Origin of the sequence: Janthinobacterium sp. EB271-G4-7A, assembly GCF_020858075.1 — a bacterium.
GTDB classification, from domain to species: domain Bacteria; phylum Pseudomonadota; class Gammaproteobacteria; order Burkholderiales; family Burkholderiaceae_D; genus Janthinobacterium; species Janthinobacterium lividum.
This window is the reverse complement of record NZ_JACYMI010000003.1, coordinates 174,749-188,859: the sequence shown is the minus strand read 5'-3', so window position 1 is coordinate 188,859 and position 14,111 is coordinate 174,749. Positions and strand designations below refer to the sequence as shown.

Genomic DNA, 14,111 nt, shown 5'->3' with positions numbered 1-14,111 from the left:
GCTACAATGGCTGCTCGACGGTAAAAACAGGAATGCAATGAACGAGGCAATTGAATGGACTGGACTGGCCCGCACCTTCGGGCTGTTTACCGTCACGGCCGTGGCCGAACTGCTGGGCTGCTACCTGCCCATGCTATGGCTGAGCAACAAGGGCAGCGCCTGGCTGCTGTTGCCGGCCGCCGTCAGCCTGCTGATCTTCGTCTGGCTGCTGACCTTGCACCCGGCCGCCAGCGGCAGGGTGTATGCCACGTATGGCGCCATCTATATCGCCACGGCCCTGGGATGGCTGTGGCTGGTGGACGGCGTCACGCCGGCCTGGACGGACATCGCCGGCGTGGGCCTGGCCCTGGCCGGCGCCGCCGTCATTGCGATGGGACACAAGTCGGCTTGATGTGCATCAGGCGGCATGCGCGCGGAAGTTCGTTTCCGCCGACCATGCCGCGCTGGCGCGGGCCAGCAAGACGGCTTCGCCATCGGCCAGCCAGTCGTCCGCATCGGCGATCTTCCACATGGCTTGCAACAGCTTGCGGCGCAAGTCCGGGTCATCGATTTCATCGAGCAGGCTGTCGATCACGCCATTGGCCAGCTGCACGGCGCCATGCACGGTCGACGTCAGCATGTCGTCGCACAAGTCTTGCAGCAGTTGCTGGAAGGCGGCCGGCGCCAGGTCGATATGCTCGAGGATCTTGCTGCGGTGCATGGCTTGCAGCTCGGCGCTGGCCAGGTTGCCGTCGACCACCATCATCAGGGCCAGGATACGTCCCGCTGCCTGGGGACTGTTTACTTCATACGTACGCATAATCTCTTTTCCATTGTGAGGTTAAAAAGCGCGCCACCGCCGTGCGGGGCGCGCCGTACAGCATTTACTTCTTGTCGCTGCGGGTGATGAACACGCTGGCCACGCAGCTCGACACGATCAGGACTGCCACCACCAGCAACGATGCTTCCACCGGCACGTGGTACCACGGCATGATCAGCATCTTTGCGCCGATGAACACCAGCACCATCGCCAGGCCGTACTTGAGCATGTGGAAGCGGTCAGCCACGTCCACCAGCAGGAAGTACAGGGCCCGCAATCCCATGATGGCGAACAGGTTCGACGTGAAGACGATGAACGGGTCCGTCGTGATGGCGAAGATCGCCGGGATCGAGTCAACCGCGAATACCAGGTCCGTCACCTCGATCAGGATCAGCACCAGGAACAGCGGCGTGACATAACGCAAGCCACCCTTTGCCACGAAGAAGCGCTCGCCGTGGTCGCCGTCGGCCACCCGCAAGTGGCGGCGGGCAAAACGCAGCACGGGGTTGTTCGCCACGTCCGGCTCCGCGTCGGCCGCCACCAGCATGCGCATGCCGGTAATCAACAGGAAGGCGCCGAACAGGTACAGCACCCAACTGAACTCGCTCACCACCCACGCGCCGGCCATGATCATCACGGCGCGCATGACGATCGCGCCCAGCACACCATAGATCAACACGCGGCGCTGGTACTGGATCGGCACCTGGAAGGCGCTGAAGATCAGCAGGAAGACGAACACGTTATCGACCGACAGCGCTTTCTCGATCAGGTAGCCGGAGAAAAATTCCAGCGCCTTCTGGTTGGCGATCTCGGGACCGGCCGTGCCGTTCAGATACCACCACAGGCCGCCGTTGAACAGCAGGGCCAGGCTGACCCACACGAGCGACCATGTCGCCGCTTCCTTGACACTGACCTTGTGCGCCTTGTTGCCGCCAAAGACGAACAAGTCCAGCGCCAGCATCACCAGGACAAAGGCGATGAAGCCGGCCCACATGGGTGCCGTAGCAATACTTTCCAGGCCGTTCATCGGCGGCCTCCGCGATGCTCTGTTTGTATCCTGAAGTCCATGGCACTCTCCTTGCATGAATTGAGCAGCCATCATAGTCCGAATATAAACATCGAACAAATCGAATATAATTTAAGAATACATCGAAAAATTCGATGTATTAATCTGCCGGGGAATACCATGTCGACACTCAACTTCAAGCACTTGCGCTATTTCTGGATGGTGGCCAAGACGGGCAGCATCGCCCGCGCGGCCGAGCAGCTGCACCTGACGCCGCAATCGATTTCCGGCCAGCTCAGCGAGTTTGCCGACACCCTGGGCGTGGAACTGTTCCGCCGCAGCGGGCGCCAGCTGGAATTGACGGACACGGGCCGGCGCATCCTCAGCCATGCCGAAAGCATCTTCAGCACGGGCGATGAATTGCTGGAAATCGTGCGCGACCAGTCGCGCACCACGACGACGACCTTCCGCGTCGGCTGCGCCGATTCCGTCTCAAAACTGATCGCCTGCCGCCTCGTCGCGCCGGCGCTGGGACTGGCCGAACCGCTGCGCATCATTTGCCGCGAAGGCCGGCTGGCCAGCCTGCTGGCGGACCTGGCCGTGCACCGGCTCGACCTGATCATGGCGGACCGTCCCATGCCGGCCCACTTGAGCGTGCGCGGCTTTAACCATTTGCTGGGCGAAAGCGGCATGACCCTGTTCGGCACGCCAGCGCTGGCCGCCACCCTGACGGGGAGCTTCCCGCAATGCCTCGATGGCGCGCCGCTGCTGCTGCCCGGAGAAGACTTCGCCATTTACGGACGCTTGCTGCAGTGGCTGGGCGACAACAACCTGCACCCGCGCATCGTCGGCGAGTTCGACGACAGCGCCATGATGAAGGCCTTCGGCCAGTCCGGCGCCGGCCTGTTCTTTGCGCCCACCGTGATCGCGCCCCAGGTCTGCGAACAGTACGCCGTGGTGGCGCTGGGCCGGGTCGACAGCCTCGTCGAGCAAGTCTACGCGATCACCACGGAACGGCGCCTGAGCCACCCGGCCACCATCGCCATCAGCCAGAGCGCGCGGCACGAGCTGTTCGTGTAAGCCAGATTCAATCGCTGACGACGATCTTGCCCGGCTGCCCGCCCCGCTCCAGCAACGCATGCGCGCGCAACACGGTGGCGGCATCCATCGGCGACAGGCGCTGCTGCAGCGTATGGCGCAGCACGCCCTCATCCAGCAACCGCGCCACCCGCTGCAAAATCCGGTGTTGCTCGATCATGTTGGCCGAATTTTCCCAACGGCACCCTGCCATCGCCCTCGAGCTGGATTTTTCCGATGCGCTGGCCGACGTCGTCGGCGATGGCTTCGACGCCGTCATCCGCATCGGTAAGCCCCGCGATTCGCGCCTGGCCGCGCGCAAGCTGGGGCAGTTCCGCTCCTGCCTCGTGGCCTCGCCCGCCTATCTGGCGCGCCACGGCACGCCCAGCCGTCCTCTTGATCTGCAACACCATCCCTGCCTGCACTACCGCTTCCGCCACAGCGGCAAGGTCGAACAATGGCAACTGCACCAGGAAGCCGAGGCGCCGCTACCGGACTTGCCTTTGTCGATGGTGTGCAACAACGTGGAAGCACGCCTGCACTTCGCCCGACAAGGCCTGGGCATCGCCTGGCTGCCCGACTTTCATGTGCGCAGCGCCATCGATGACGGCAGCCTGGTCGAAGTGCTGAGGGACTACGCGATCGCCGGCCATCCAGCCCACAGTTGCTGGCTGCTGTGGCCGTCCGGGCCGCACCTGGCGCCGAAAGTACGGGCTCTCGTCGATTTCCTGGCCGAGGCGCAGCTGTTGTCGCCTCTTGCCCACAAATAAGGCACAGGAAATACATTTGAACAAATACATCTATATAATGGCAAGTCTCCCCGACGCCCTGCGCGCCCCTTCCTGGACTTGCCGCAATGAAGCACTTGCACGATATTCCCTCTGCCTTCAAGCATGAATTTGCCAACCCGCGCCTATGGTGGTCGCGCGCCGTCGTTGTCGGCATGGCCGCCATCGCGGGCCTCGTCGTCGTGGGCTTTACGTGGCTGGCGGAGGAAGCGCTGGACCTGTTTCTGTTCTTTAACGGCAAGGCCTGGTGGTTCGCCCTGTTGTGGACGCCGGCCTGCGCCGCCCTGCTGGTCTGGCTGACGCGCCGCTACGCGATGGGCGCGGCCGGTTCCGGCATCCCGCAGGTGATGGCGACCCTGGACCCTGCCGTGGCGCCGGAACAGCGCTCCTTGTTTGTCTCGTTGAAACTCAGTGCCGCGAAAATCTGCCTGACGGCCGGCGGCTTGCTGGGGGGATTGTCCCTGGGGCGCGAAGGGCCGTCCGTGCAGATCGCCGCCGGAGTGATGCTGGCCGCGCGCCGGGCGCTGCCCCGCCACTCGCAGGTGAGCGCCCATTCCCTGCTGGTGGCCGGTGGCGCGGCCGGCATCGCGGCCGCCTTCAACACGCCGCTGGCCGGCGTCATGTTTGCCATCGAGGAGCTGTCACGCTCGCCGGAACAGCGCAACAGCGGCCTCATCGTCGCCGGCATCGTGCTGGCCGGCATGATGGCCGTGTCGATCCACGGCAACGCCACCCACTTCGGCATCATCCACCCCGGCCCCATCGGCCTGGCGCTGGCCTTGCCGGGCTTGCTCGTGACCCTGGTCGCGGGCGTGGCGGGCGGCCTGTTCGCCCGGCTGCTGCTGGCCTCCGCCCGGGGCAATCCACTGGGAAAATTGTCTGCGTGGAGAACAGGCCGTCCCGTGCTGTTCGCCGCCGTCTGCGGCGTGCTGGTGGCGGCCATCGGCATCGCCAGCCACGGCGCCACGTTCGGCAGCGGCACCGTGGCCACGCGCGCCATGCTGGAAGGCGCCAGTGATGCCTCCCCCGCCTTTGTTGCCTTCAAGTATGTGGCGACGTGGCTGACCGTCTGGTCGGGCGTGCCTGCCGGCATCTTCGCACCGTCCCTGGCCATCGGCGCCGGCATTGGCCACGATATCGCCGTGCTGCTGCACTACCCGCACGCGCCAGCCCTGATCGCGCTGGGCATGGTGGGCTTCCTGGCCGCCGCCACGCAGGCGCCACTGACAGCCTTCATCATTGTCATGGAAATGGTCGACGGCCACGGCATGGTGCTGAGCCTGATGGCCTGCGCCGTCGTCGCCAGCACGGTGTCGCGCGTGCTCAGCGAACCACTGTACGGGGCGCTGGCGCAGCTGCAATTGCAACGCTTGCCAGCGGCAGCAAGCTAGAAACTGCGGCAGGCACGCAGCAAGCGGCCATCCTGCCACTCGCAGATGGTGCGCGTGCCGTCGCCGGCCCAGGCCCGTTCCAGGCCCTGCTTGCGCCCGTGCACGTAATCCACGGCATGGCGGGGCGAGCCGTCCGCATGCCACTCCCGCCACGCGCCATGCGGCACGTCATCATGGTAGGAAGCGAGCCGGGCAAGCTTGCCGTTCGCATGCCATTGCCTGTCCTCGCCCTGCGCGCGGCCCTGCTCATCCTGCTGGCGCTGGCGCAGCGGCGTGCCATCGTCGCGCCAGCTTTGCGTGCTCAGCATGACGCCATCCTCGAGCAGGTTTTTCTGGTCCAGCTGGCCATTCGCGAAATACAGCAGCGACCAGCCTTGCGGCTTGCCATGCAGGAAATTGAGGCGCGACATTTCACGGCCGTCCGGCCACCAGGCCTGGTGCAGGCCGTTGCGCTGGCCGTCCAGATACGGTCCCCGCTCAGCCAGCCTGCCATCCGGATGAAACGCCGTCACTTCACCGGTCAGCACGCCATCGACGAAATGCGCGCGGTTGCTGACCTGGCCATGCTCGTCAAAGCTCAGGAATTCGCCATCGGCGGGCTGGCCCGCGTGATACAGCAATGCATGCCTCAGCTGGCCATTCGCATGATAGTGGCTATGCAAGCCTTCGTACTCGCCTGCGCGGTAAGCCTTGCGGCTTTTCACCGTGCCGTCCGCATAGTATTCCACGTTCACGCCATCGAAGTCTCCCTCCCCATTGCGCTCTTCCAGCAAGCCCAGCTGGCCATCGGCGAAATACACGCTGCGCTGGTAGACGTAACCGGGCGACGCCAGGTCCGTGCTGCGCAGCCAGGCATCCATGTGCAGCTTGCCTGGCGGCTGCGCGAAATGCAGCTGCCAATGCCAGGCCTGGCGGGCCGCATCGTGGCGCAACGGTGCGCGCTGCTCGTACATGGCCGCAGCGGGCGCAGCGGGCTGGTAATCCGCGTCGAAATAGAGGGAGGCCGGCGATTGCCCGGAAAGCAAAGCCGGGATGGCCAACTCATTGGCCATGCAAATGGTGGAAGAACCGGCCAGGACGGTGGCCAGCAAAACGGAAGTAAATATCTTCAATGCGTGCTTTCATCAACGGTGCGACAGCGCCGATGATAATGGCAAGCGCGGCGGTCCAGCCACACGCTTGCCAGTGATTACATGGTGAACGGAAACGGTTGCATGCCCGCCTGCCTGTCATCGGGAGCGACGACGGCCAGCAAGGCGCTCAAGCCCTGGTTCAGGTGCGCCAGGCTGTCTACATCGAGCTGGCTCAGCGCGCTGGGCAGCAAGCCGCGCGCCGGCTGCGGCGCGCCGGCGATCACTGCCTGCCCTTCCGCCGTCAGGGTCAGGGTCACCACGCGCTGGTCGGGCTGGTCGCGCGCCTTGCGCACATAGGCTTTTTTGACCAGCGCCTCAACCAGGTTGCTGGCCGTCGTCTGGTGGATCGACATCTTGCTGGCCAGCTCGCCCATGCGCAGGCCCGGCCGCTCCAGCAATTCCTGCATCACCCACAATTGCGCGCCCGATACGCCGCATTGCTTCTCGATCTGCGCCGAGTGGCGCTGCGCCGCGCGCATCACGACGCGCATGTTTTGCAAGGCCATGCCTTGCGCCCTGGCCATCGCCGATACTTCCGCTTCCACCACCATTGCCTCCAGTTATCCCGCCGGCTTCACGCCTGCTGGCGGGCCGGAATCCCTGCATGATACCTGCAAAGGCGGACGACTCCTAGCGCATGGAAACTGGCTCTCCGGCTTGCCACGCCTGCTCCAGCACCAGCTTGCCGGCCTTGTCCCAGTGGCGCTCGATGCCGTGCTTCTTGCCGTGTTCGTACGGCACGATCTGGCGCAGGCTGCCGTCGTCGTACCACGTCTGCAGCAAGCCGTGGCGCTGGCCTTCGACAAACGGGGTCACGCTGGCGCGCGCGCCGTTGGCATGCCAATCCGTCGTGTCGCCGTGGTCGCGCCCCTGCGCGTCTTTTTGCCAGGCAAACACGGGCCGGCCATTCGGGGCCCACGTTTGCAAGCTGAGCACGGCACCCTTCTGGTACAGCGTCTTGTTCGACACGACGCCATTGCCATGGCTTTCAAACGACCAGCCGTCGGGTTGGCCGTGCACCCAGACGGTCCGGGCCAGCACCTTGCCATCCTGCGCGTACATGACGAACTCGCCCTCGCGCTGGCCATCGACGTACCGCCCCTTCCGGAACAGCTTGCCATCGGCATAAAACGATTCCTCCACACCATCCATCTGGCCATGGCGTCGATACGAGCGGTTGCTGACGGCCCCGTTCGCGCCATACGACACTTGCTCGCCATCGGCCATCTCGTCGCCGTGATACAGCGTGCGGCTCATCAGCTGGCCATTCTGGTGATACCTTTCCGATATGCTGTCGCGCCCATTCGGCAAGGCGGTCACCCGCTGCTGGACCTGCCCACTCTCGAAGTACACACTGCCGCCGAGCAGCTCCTCGCCCTGGGCATTGAAATAGGTTTCACGCAGCAGCTGGCCATTCTCGTAGTAATACTTGCGAAAACGCACAAATCTGACCTGGCTCAGGTCCAGGTCCGTGGCATAGGTTTCAAAGGCGAGCACGCCCGGCGTGTCGGGAAATTCAAGCCGTACATGCCAGGCGCCCAGCGCCTCGTCGCGCACGGGCGGCGTGCGCAGCGCATACACGGCGCGGCGCTGCTTGCTTGGCATGAAATTTTCATCCAGATACATGGTCTTGTCCTCTTCTTGCGCGTGATCGGAAGCCGTTGCCGGCAACGGCGCATCTTCCTGTGCCGCCAGCGGCAAGGCCGTACTCATACCCAGCGCGGCGGCCAGCAGCCAGCGCATTGTCTGTTGATTCTTCATGTTGCTCCATTGTTCATGTTGCTTTGCGGCTGCCATCATAAAGGCAAGCGCCGGTCGCCGCAGGCACGATTGCCGCCCCATGAAAAAAGGCCGGGACGGACCTGCTGGTCCGGCTCCGGCCTGGCGCATGGGCAGGCGCAGGATGGGCCAGGCGTCAGCCCAGGGCATCCTTGACGGGCGACAACTGGCTCGCATGCAGGCGCGCATACGCGCCGCCCTGCTGCAGCAAGTCCGCATGGCTGCCCGATTCCACCAGGCGCCCGCCCTGCATGACGACGATGCGGTCGGCGCTTTCGATGGTCGACAGCCTGTGGGCGATGACGATGGTGGTGCGGTTGCGCATCAGCACTTCCAGCGCGGCCTGCACGGAGCGCTCCGACTCCGTGTCCAGCGCGCTGGTCGCTTCGTCGAGCAGCAAAATCGGCGCATCCTTGTACAGGGCGCGGGCGATGGCCAGGCGCTGGCGTTGTCCGCCCGACAGGCGCGAACCGTTCTGCCCCGCCTGGGTGTCGTAGCCTTGCGGCAACTGCATAATGAAGTCGTGGGCATACGCGGCACGCGCCGATGCTTCGATGCGGTCCTGGTCCGGGGCCGGGTCGCCATACGCGATATTCGCCGCCATCGTGTCGTTGAACAGGATCACATCCTGGCTGACGAGGGCAAACTGGCGCCGCAGGGCCAGCAAGGCGTAGTCGCGCACGTCGACGCCGTCGAGCAGGATCTGGCCGCCGCTGACGTCATAGAAGCGCGGCAGCAAGCCCAGCAAGGTTGTCTTGCCGCCGCCGGAACCGCCCACCAGGGCCACCGTCTCACCGGCGCGGATGTCGAGCGTGATATTGCTCAAGGCCGTGGGTGCATCGGGATCGTCGCTGTTGTAGCGGAAATGGACGTTCTGCAGGGACAAATTGCCCTGCACCGCGGCCGGGGCCACTGTGCCCGGGTCCGGTTCCAGCGGCGTGTCGATCAAACCAAAAACGGACTCGGCCGCAGCCAGGCCACGCTGCAGCGGCTCATTGATCTTCGTCAAATTCTTGATCGGCGACTGCATGGCCATCAGCGCGCCCATGAAGGCGACGAAGGCGCCCGGCGTGATGGCGCCGCTTTGCGCGCGCAGCATGGCGAAGTAAATCACGGATGACAGGGTAATGCCGACGAGCATCATGATGAAGCCGGAATTCATGGCCGAGGTAGCCGCGTGCTTGACGGCCAGCTGGCGGTTGCGCTTGACCACGTCGACGAAGCGCGCCTGTTCATAATCCTGGCCGCCAAAGATTTTCACGACGCGCTGGCCGGCTATGCTTTCGTCCAGCACGGACGTCAGCTCGCCCACGGCTTGCTGCGAACTCTTGCTCAGGTGGCGCATGCGGCGTCCCGCCAGGGTCACGACGATGGCGACGATGGGCATCGAGGCCATGCAGAACAGGGCCAGTTTCACGTCGATGCTGAACAATAAAATCAAGTAGCCGACGGTGGCGACGGAATCGCGCACCATCACGTTGAGCACGTTCAAGCCCGCCTGCGACACCTGGCTGGCGTCGAAGGCCACGCGCGACTGCGTCAAGCTGGTGGTGGTGGTATCGAAAAAGCGGCTGGGCAGCCGCATGATGGTGGCGAACATCTTTTCGCGCAGGTCGGCCTGTACCCGGCTCGATAGCCAGACGGAACCATAATCGCCGGCAAAGCTCGACACCATGCGCAGCACGGCCAGGCCCAGGATAGTGGCGGGAATCACCCACAGGTCCACCTGCCCCGCCTGTGCCGGCAAGAAACGGTCGACCCAGCCCTGCAACATGCCCATCACGCCGGACACGGGCGCGACCTGCGTGCTGGCCGTCGCGCGCATGGCGTCGACGACGTTTTGCAACTGGCGGATTAACAACACATCGGTGGCGGACGCCACGCCCACGGCCAGCAAGGTGGCGGCAACGATGGCGCCATAGCGGCGAAACTGGCCGGCCAGGCGGAAAAACAGGAGGCGACTTTGCTGCATGCAGGTGAGAAAAGTGAGGGTAAAGCGTGATTCTAACCGCTGCAACACTTACTTATGAGAAAGTCGCACCTTGCCGGTGCAGAACCGGCAAGGGAAATGCACGGGCAATCAGCTCTTCGCCACTTTCCACGCGGCCGTGCCGGCCTTGCAGACCTTCAGCTTGAGGGTCTGTTCCTGGCCCTTGGCGTTCAAGGCAACCTGCACCTTGCGGCATGTTTGCGCATCCGTCTTTTCCGTGTCGCTGGCCGTGATCTCGGCCGCGATGCGCACGGAATTGCGCAAGCCTTCATTGCTCCATTGCACGGTTTCGCCATCCTTCTTGTCATTGAGCACGTCGGTGACGGCCTTCACGAAGACGGGCTTGTCGTTCTTGTTCAGGTAAGCCATGGGCGTATCGGCCAGGAAACCCAGGCCGACGGCGGAGGCGGAAGCGCTGAAGACGACGCTGCCGAAGATCAGGGCGGACAGCAATGTGGCGGGACGAATACGCATGGAAAACTCCTTTAAAGTAAAAATAGGGACCGCCGGGACGGCCCTCAGCCGGGATCCGCCGGCGAAATACCCACGGCCAGCAAGGCATCGATGCTGGGCACAAAATAGATCGCCGACGACAGCGCCGTGGAAAAATCCAGCAGCCGGTCCGTCTTGGTGACGCCATCATAGCCTACGCCGTACATTTGCCGCAGCATGCCCATGGTCACCGTGATGTCCTTGCAGAAACCGACAAACATGACGCCCGCCTCGCTGGCATTGGCGTAATTGGCATTGCGGCGCACGATATCGACTTCCTCGCCATCGCGGATGAACTGGTTACGGCCCACATGGGAATCGACGGGCAGCGGCGACAATTCATGGCTGCCGGCCTTGGTGCGGCCCCACACCTGCTCCGCCGCGTGCACGGGCAAGGCGCGCAGGCGTTCCACATCCATGCGCCATTTCTGCAGCAGCACGGTGGAGCCGCCCGCGCCCGCTTCACCATCCGGAATGATGGCCACGCCGTTGGCGCGAAACGGATTCGGGTTGGCGACGCCGTCGGCAAAGCCGTCAAACGTCACGTTATTGTGATACGGAAAACACACCTGCTCGCTGGCCAGCTCGGCGAAAGGACTCAGCAAAGTGAGCGTCGTGCACATGCTGTCGTACAGGGTGGCCGCGTTCGACTGCGTGATCCAGACCCAGAAATCGTGCTGGGTGGCCGGCGCTGTCTTGCCGTTGGCGCCCACCAGGTCTTGCCCGAACGACGCCATATTGTCCGGCACGCAACCCGGGCAAGCGGCGCGCCACAGCTCGGGCTTGAATCCCAGTACCACGTTGGCCGTGCCGCCCGTCAACTGATGGTGGCGATTCAGGGTGGGATCCAGAATGCCCGTGACCTCGGACTCCCACAGCTTGCCCAGCACCCTGAACAGCTGCCGCATGTCAACGCCGGCCTTCACATTGAACTGCAAATGCACTTCGTCGCGCGCGACGACGGACAGCATGCTTTGTGGAATTGCCATGACCAATATTCCTTTTTTCGTTTTCTATGTGGATGGTAAACCAGAAGTATGGGATGACAGTTTCATTTCGACAACATGCGTTCATTGCAAGCATACCTCGCTCATGAATTGGAAGATAATGCAATGACGTAGAGCAAGAATCAAAGAATGGATACCATTGCATGAAATTGTATGAAAAGCTCGTCAGCGACATCGAGCAACTGGTGGCCAAGGGCGTGCTCTTGCCAGGCGAACGCATTCCCTCCGTGCGCCAGACCAGCCAGCAGCACAAGCTGAGCATCACCACGGTGCTGCGCGCCTACGTCAAGCTGGAAAGCATGGGCGTGATAGAAAGCCGGCCCCAGTCCGGCTACTTCGTGCGCCCGCGCGCCAGCGACACGGCCGCGCCCGCCATGTGCATGCAGGCGTCGCATCCCAGCCCCGTGCCGGCGGAAGTGCACGTCAGCCGCCTGGTGCTGTCGACCCTGCGCTCGATCGGCTTGCACGACGCCATCCCGCTGGGCTCGCCCTACCCCGACCCTTCGCTGTTTCCCTGGGAACGCATCAACCAGTATGCGGGCGCCGTGGCGCGCCGCAACCGCGCGTGGAACGTGACGGACGACCTGCCGCCGGGTAATCCGCAGCTGATCCGCGAAATCGCCCGCCGCTACATGGAGAACGGCCTGGCCGTCGATCCCGACGAAATCATCGTCACCGTGGGCGCCACGGAAGCCATCAACCTGTGCCTGCAAGCCGTGGCCAAGCCGGGCGACACCATCGCCGTCGAGTCGCCCACCTTCTATGCCATGCTGATGGCCGTCGAACGGCTGGGCATGAAGGTGGTGGAAGTGTCCACCGATCCGTACGACGGCATCAGCATCGAGGCGCTGGCCGACATCATGGCCCGGCAGCCCATCGCCGCCGTCATGGTGATGCCGAACTTCCAGAATCCGCTGGGCTTTCAGATGTCCGACCAGCGCAAGCGTGCCCTGGTCCAGCTGCTGGAGCAGCACGACGTGCCCGCCATCGAAAACGGCGTCTACAACGAACTGTATTACGGCGACGCCCATCCGTCCTCGCTCAAATCGTACGACCGCAAGGGCCTGGTGCTGCACTGCTCCTCGTTTTCCAAGAGCCTCAGTTCCGCGCAGCGCGTGGGCTGGGCCCTGGCCGGACGCTACCGGGGCAAGGTGGAAGAACTCAAATTCCTCAACACCCTGGCCACCTCCTCGTTTCCGCAGCTGGCCATCGCCGAATACCTGCAGAACGATGGCTACGAACAGCATCTGCGCCGCACCCGCAAGGCTTATGCCCAGCAGGCGCGCATCATGGCGGCCGCCGTGCTGCGCTTCTTTCCTGCTGGCACGAAAATCTCGCACCCGCAGGGCGGCTACGTGCTGTGGGTGGAGCTGCCGGGCGACATAGACTCCATGCAGCTGTACCGGCGCGCGCTGGAATGCAAGATCACGGTGGGCCCAGGGCGTATGTTTTCCGTCAGCCAAGCGTACAAGCATTGCATCCGCCTCAACTACAGCTATCCGTGGAGCGTGGGCGTGGAACAGGCGATCATTCTGCTGGGCAAACTCATCACCGAATTCCTCTAGGCGCAACCTTCACCCACCCACCAGCGACATGCGCACGGTGGGATACTGCTTGCGCCCGCCAAGCTGGGCCAGTGCGCCGCGCACTTCCGAGTAGCGGTCGCCACGGCGCTGCCAGTGCTGGCGCAACAGGTTTTCCAGCCCTTGCTCGGAGTCAAGCCGGGGCCGCAGGTCGAGGCCGTCGTGGGCGAACAGGCAGGTAAACAGCTTGCCGTCCGACGACACGCGCACGCGGCTGCAGTCGCCGCAGAACGGTTGCGACACGCTGGAAATGAAACCCACTTCGCCGCCGCCATCAAGATAACTGTAGCGGCTGGCCGTCTCGTGCAAGACAGGCTTGCCTTCGGCCAGCGGCACGAGGGGGAATTCGGCCGCGATCAGCGCGCGCGCCGCCTCGGACGTGACGACATGCGTGCGCGACCAGGCGCCGATGCCGCCCACGTCCATGAATTCGATCAGGCGCAGAATCACGCCCGTATGGCGGAAATGGCGCGCCAGCGGCACGATCTGGCTATCGTTGACGCCTTTCTGCACGACCATGTTGACCTTCACGGGGTTCAATCCCACGGCTTGCGCTACCTCAATCCCATGCAGCACTTTCTCGACGGGAAAGTCGACGCCATTCATGCGCTGGAAAATACCGTTGTCAAAACTGTCGAGGCTGACGGTGACCCGCTCCAGGCCCGCATCCTTCAGCGAGCGCGCCTTGGCCGCCAGCAAGCTGCCATTCGTCGTCAGCGCAATGCTCACGGCGCGCCCGTCCGGCGTGGTGAGGCGCGCCAGGCGCTCGATCAACTGTTCCAGGTTCTTGCGCAGCAACGGCTCGCCGCCCGTGATGCGGATTTTATCGACGCCGAGGCGCACGAAGGCGCGCGCCATCGTTTCGATCTGCGCGAAGGACAGGCGCTCGCTGGAGGGAAGAAACGGGTAATCGCTGGGGTACAGTTCGGCCGGCATGCAATAGGTGCAGCGGAAATTGCACTGGTCGATGACGGAAATGCGCAAGTCCGTCAGGGGGCGGCCCAGCATGTCCACGCATGGCTCACTATAGTCTGGCTGCCAGAGCGCTGGCTGCGGATACATGATG

General features: G+C 63.8%; 15 protein-coding genes. 5 read left to right on the top strand and 10 right to left on the bottom strand.

What is annotated here, in order from left to right:
• Positions 1-37 precede the first annotated feature (37 nt).
• A complete protein-coding gene (locus IGS58_RS21295; protein WP_230522631.1) occupies positions 38-391 on the top strand; it encodes a YnfA family protein in 354 nt (117 codons plus the stop codon).
• A 6-nt stretch (positions 392-397) separates the two neighbouring features.
• Here the strand turns inward: IGS58_RS21295 and IGS58_RS21290 are convergent, their stop codons facing one another.
• Complete coding sequence (locus tag IGS58_RS21290; protein WP_034786369.1) at positions 398-799, bottom strand: tellurite resistance TerB family protein; 402 nt, start codon at positions 797-799, stop codon at positions 398-400.
• A 64-nt stretch (positions 800-863) separates the two neighbouring features.
• Positions 864-1,826, bottom strand: a complete 963-nt coding sequence (locus tag IGS58_RS21285) for a TerC family protein (protein WP_035826186.1) — start codon at positions 1,824-1,826, stop codon at positions 864-866.
• A gap of 159 nt (positions 1,827-1,985) precedes the next feature.
• On the opposite strand from IGS58_RS21285, the gene nhaR reads away from it, so the two are divergent.
• Positions 1,986-2,885 carry a transcriptional activator NhaR gene (nhaR, locus tag IGS58_RS21280; protein WP_034786371.1) on the top strand — a complete coding sequence of 300 codons (900 nt, stop codon included), beginning with the start codon at positions 1,986-1,988 and terminating at the stop codon, positions 2,883-2,885.
• A 7-nt stretch (positions 2,886-2,892) separates the two neighbouring features.
• Here the strand turns inward: nhaR and IGS58_RS21275 are convergent, their stop codons facing one another.
• A complete protein-coding gene (locus IGS58_RS21275; RefSeq protein WP_329958016.1) occupies positions 2,893-3,063 on the bottom strand; it encodes a zinc-binding dehydrogenase in 171 nt (56 codons plus the stop codon).
• Here IGS58_RS21275 and IGS58_RS21270 point away from each other — a divergent pair.
• Both IGS58_RS21270 and IGS58_RS21265 read left to right on the top strand, forming a co-directional pair.
• A complete protein-coding gene (locus IGS58_RS21270) occupies positions 3,062-3,652 on the top strand; it encodes a LysR substrate-binding domain-containing protein (RefSeq protein WP_230522629.1) in 591 nt (196 codons plus the stop codon). The two genes, IGS58_RS21275 and IGS58_RS21270, sit on opposite strands and share 2 nt — an antisense overlap.
• Before the next feature lie 86 nt (positions 3,653-3,738).
• Positions 3,739-5,061, top strand: a complete 1,323-nt coding sequence (locus tag IGS58_RS21265; protein WP_230522628.1) for a chloride channel protein — start codon at positions 3,739-3,741, stop codon at positions 5,059-5,061.
• On the opposite strand, the gene IGS58_RS21260 is transcribed toward IGS58_RS21265, so the two are convergent.
• The 6 genes from IGS58_RS21260 to IGS58_RS21235 all read right to left on the bottom strand — a co-directional run bounded on the left by IGS58_RS21260 (position 5,058) and on the right by IGS58_RS21235 (position 11,444).
• Complete coding sequence (locus tag IGS58_RS21260; RefSeq protein WP_230522627.1) at positions 5,058-6,173, bottom strand: toxin-antitoxin system YwqK family antitoxin; 1,116 nt, start codon at positions 6,171-6,173, stop codon at positions 5,058-5,060. The two genes, IGS58_RS21265 and IGS58_RS21260, sit on opposite strands and share 4 nt — an antisense overlap.
• Before the next feature lie 77 nt (positions 6,174-6,250).
• Positions 6,251-6,745 (bottom strand): MarR family winged helix-turn-helix transcriptional regulator, encoded by a 495-nt coding sequence (locus IGS58_RS21255; protein ID WP_230522626.1) that lies wholly within the window; start codon positions 6,743-6,745, stop codon positions 6,251-6,253.
• Between the two features lie 79 nt (positions 6,746-6,824).
• Entirely contained in the window at positions 6,825-7,955 is a 1,131-nt protein-coding gene (locus IGS58_RS21250; RefSeq protein WP_230522625.1) for a toxin-antitoxin system YwqK family antitoxin, read from the bottom strand.
• A gap of 154 nt (positions 7,956-8,109) precedes the next feature.
• The gene (msbA, locus tag IGS58_RS21245) at positions 8,110-9,945 is read right to left on the bottom strand and encodes a lipid A export permease/ATP-binding protein MsbA (protein WP_034786660.1); all 1,836 of its coding nucleotides are present in this window, start codon (positions 9,943-9,945) and stop codon (positions 8,110-8,112) included.
• 108 nt (positions 9,946-10,053) lie between these two features.
• Positions 10,054-10,437: a hypothetical protein gene (locus IGS58_RS21240; protein ID WP_070255181.1), complete on the bottom strand. Its 384-nt coding sequence runs from the start codon at positions 10,435-10,437 to the stop codon at positions 10,054-10,056.
• Positions 10,438-10,481: 44 nt separating this feature from the next.
• Positions 10,482-11,444 carry a Dyp-type peroxidase gene (locus tag IGS58_RS21235; protein WP_230522624.1) on the bottom strand — a complete coding sequence of 321 codons (963 nt, stop codon included), beginning with the start codon at positions 11,442-11,444 and terminating at the stop codon, positions 10,482-10,484.
• 161 nt (positions 11,445-11,605) lie between these two features.
• On the opposite strand from IGS58_RS21235, the gene IGS58_RS21230 reads away from it, so the two are divergent.
• Entirely contained in the window at positions 11,606-13,027 is a 1,422-nt protein-coding gene (locus tag IGS58_RS21230) for an aminotransferase-like domain-containing protein (RefSeq protein ID WP_230522623.1), read from the top strand.
• A 9-nt stretch (positions 13,028-13,036) separates the two neighbouring features.
• Here the strand turns inward: IGS58_RS21230 and moaA are convergent, their stop codons facing one another.
• On the bottom strand, positions 13,037-14,107 hold the full coding sequence (gene moaA / locus IGS58_RS21225; RefSeq protein WP_230522778.1) for a GTP 3',8-cyclase MoaA: 1,071 nt from the start codon (positions 14,105-14,107) through the stop codon (positions 13,037-13,039).
• Positions 14,108-14,111: the final 4 nt, after the last annotated feature.

Coding starts and splice junctions, on each gene's coding strand:
- moaA (WP_230522778.1), bottom strand. CDS start 14,107: ATGTATCCGCAGCCAGCGCTCTGGCAGCCAGACTATAGTGAGCCATGC.
- IGS58_RS21235 (WP_230522624.1), bottom strand. CDS start 11,444: ATGGCAATTCCACAAAGCATGCTGTCCGTCGTCGCGCGCGACGAAGTG.
- IGS58_RS21230 (WP_230522623.1), top strand. CDS start 11,606: ATGAAATTGTATGAAAAGCTCGTCAGCGACATCGAGCAACTGGTGGCC.
- IGS58_RS21265 (WP_230522628.1), top strand. CDS start 3,739: ATGAAGCACTTGCACGATATTCCCTCTGCCTTCAAGCATGAATTTGCC.
- IGS58_RS21250 (WP_230522625.1), bottom strand. CDS start 7,955: ATGAAGAATCAACAGACAATGCGCTGGCTGCTGGCCGCCGCGCTGGGT.
- msbA (WP_034786660.1), bottom strand. CDS start 9,945: ATGCAGCAAAGTCGCCTCCTGTTTTTCCGCCTGGCCGGCCAGTTTCGC.
- IGS58_RS21255 (WP_230522626.1), bottom strand. CDS start 6,745: ATGGTGGTGGAAGCGGAAGTATCGGCGATGGCCAGGGCGCAAGGCATG.
- nhaR (WP_034786371.1), top strand. CDS start 1,986: ATGTCGACACTCAACTTCAAGCACTTGCGCTATTTCTGGATGGTGGCC.
- IGS58_RS21275 (WP_329958016.1), bottom strand. CDS start 3,063: ATGATCGAGCAACACCGGATTTTGCAGCGGGTGGCGCGGTTGCTGGAT.
- IGS58_RS21295 (WP_230522631.1), top strand. CDS start 38: ATGAACGAGGCAATTGAATGGACTGGACTGGCCCGCACCTTCGGGCTG.
- IGS58_RS21290 (WP_034786369.1), bottom strand. CDS start 799: ATGCGTACGTATGAAGTAAACAGTCCCCAGGCAGCGGGACGTATCCTG.
- IGS58_RS21270 (WP_230522629.1), top strand. CDS start 3,062: ATGTTGGCCGAATTTTCCCAACGGCACCCTGCCATCGCCCTCGAGCTG.
- IGS58_RS21285 (WP_035826186.1), bottom strand. CDS start 1,826: ATGAACGGCCTGGAAAGTATTGCTACGGCACCCATGTGGGCCGGCTTC.
- IGS58_RS21240 (WP_070255181.1), bottom strand. CDS start 10,437: ATGCGTATTCGTCCCGCCACATTGCTGTCCGCCCTGATCTTCGGCAGC.